Genomic DNA, 2325 nt, shown 5'->3' on the forward strand with positions numbered 1-2325 from the left:
GGATTGGCGCGGCGCGCAGGCGTCCGCGTTGGGGCAGGGCGGCGTCGCGTCCAGTGCTGCGCCCGGCCCGTCGGGCGAATCCGGCGAGTCAGGTCCGCCCGGTGCGTCGCAAACCGAGGTTTCGCCTGCGGCGCTTTCCGGTAATACTGCCATCATTGCGCGCTGAGCCTCGCCACTGCATACTTTTTACCGCAAACGCACCGACAAGCATCCGGCAACCATATGATAGATTACCGAAACGAACTGAATCCCGCCCAGTATCAGGCCGCCACAACCCTGGAAGGCCCGGTGCTGGTCATTGCCGGTGCGGGCAGCGGCAAGACGCGCACCATCGTCTACCGGCTGGCCAATCTGGTGGAGCAGGGCGTGCCCGCTTCCGCCATCCTGCTGCTGACCTTCACCCGCAAGTCCGCGCGCGAAATGCTGCACCGGGCCGGGCGGCTGCTGGAGCACAGCGCCACCGCCGCCGTGCACGGCGGGGTGCACGGGGTCACCGGGGTGCAGGGCGGCACCTTTCACGCCTTCGCCTATTCGGTGCTGCGCCAGTTCCGCCCCTCGGGTTACGAGGCGGGCGACCTTACCGTCATGGACGGCGCGGACATCGTGGACGCGGTGCGCCACTGCAAGGACAATCTGGGCATCGGCAAGGGCGACCGGTCCTTCCCGCGCACCCAGAACATCGTGGGGCTCATCAGCAAGTCCCGCAACAAGGAACTGGACATCGACGAGGTGATCCGGCGCGAGGCGTTCCACCTGCTGGTGCACGCCGAAGGCATAGGCCGCATCGCCGCCGCCTACCACGCCTATCGCCGCGAGCACGGCCTGCTGGACTACGACGACCTGCTGTTCGAACTGGAGCGCCTGCTGCGCGAGCGCCCGGAAGTGCTGGAATGGTGCCGCGCCAAGTTCCGCTACATCATGGTGGACGAATACCAGGACACCAACCTGGTGCAGGCCCGGCTGGTGCATCTGCTGGCGGGCGAGGACGGCAACGTCATGGCCGTGGGCGACGACGCCCAGTCCATCTACGCCTTTCGCGGGGCGGACGTGCGCAACATACTGGATTTCCCCAAGCTGTTCCCAGCCGCGCAGATCATCAAGCTGGAAGAGAACTACCGCTCGGTGCAGCCGGTGCTGGACCTGACCAACGCCATCCTGGCGGAGGCACCGCAGGCCTACCGCAAGAAGCTGTTCGCCGCGCGCGAAGGGGGCGACAGGCCGCAGGTGGTGCGCCCGCTCAGCGACCTGACCCAGGCCTCGCTGGTGGTGTCGCGCATCGTGGAATTTCTGCGCAGCTACCCGCCGCATGACATCGCCGTGCTGTTCCGGGCGGGGTACCAGTCGTACCACGTGGAAGTGCAGCTGAACAAACTGGGCGTGAAGTTCCGCAAGTACGGCGGACTGCGCTATTCGGAGGCGGCCCACGTCAAGGACGTGCTGTCCTACGCGCGCCTGGTGCTGAACCCGTTGGACCTGCCCGCGTTCCAGCGCATTGCCGCCATGTCCAGGGGGGTGGGGCCAAAGACCACCCTCAAGCTGTACGACGTGGCCCGGCAGGGCAACCCGGAGGCCACCAGCCGCGCCTGCCTGCGCTACCCCGAACTGCGCGCCGACCTCGATCTGCTGGACGGCCTGCGCAAGCGCCCGCATACGCCCACCTCGCTGCTCGAAGAGGTGATGGAACACTACAAGCCGCGCATGGAGGCCGCCTTCCCCGACGACTGGCCGCGCAGGCAGCAGGGGCTGGAGCAGTTGCTCCAGATTGCCGCATCCTACCGTGACCTTGACCTGTTCATCTCCGACCTGTCGCTGGAGGACCCCGGCGAAGAAGAGGAAAACCGTGACAGCGTGGTGCTGTCCACCATCCATTCCGCCAAGGGACTGGAGTGGGGCGCGGTGCTGCTGATCGACCTTGTGGAAGAACGCTTCCCCTCGCGCCATGCCATTGCCCGCGCCGAAGACTTCGAGGAAGAACGGCGGCTGATGTACGTGGCCTGCACCCGCGCCCGCGACCACCTGTGCCTGTTCGTGCCTGCCAGCCTGTACAGCCGGGGCGACGGCGGCAACCAGCCCGCGGTACCCAGCCCCTTCGTGCGCGAACTGCCCGCCCATCTGTTTGACGAGATGCACGAAAGCTATTCCGGCGGATTGATGCGCCGGGACGTGCAGAACGGCCACGCCGCGCAAAGGGGGGCGGGTTTTGGCGGCGGCAGGAGCGGAGTGGGCGGCGGTGGCTTTGCGCAGGGGGGGCGCTTTGACGGCGCGCCCGGCATTCCCCGTCCGCCCATGTTCGCGGAAGGGACCGTGCCGGGCAGGGCGGGGGCG

At 67.5% G+C, this 2325-nt stretch carries 1 protein-coding gene; it reads left to right on the forward strand.

The window, feature by feature from the left end:
• Positions 1-222: 222 nt before the first annotated feature.
• The coding region (locus tag FVW20_RS12885; protein WP_231039090.1) for an ATP-dependent helicase at positions 223-2325 on the forward strand (2103 nt) is incomplete at its 3' end.

Origin of the sequence: Nitratidesulfovibrio oxamicus, assembly GCF_015731765.1 — a bacterium.
GTDB lineage: Bacteria > Desulfobacterota > Desulfovibrionia > Desulfovibrionales > Desulfovibrionaceae > Cupidesulfovibrio > Cupidesulfovibrio oxamicus.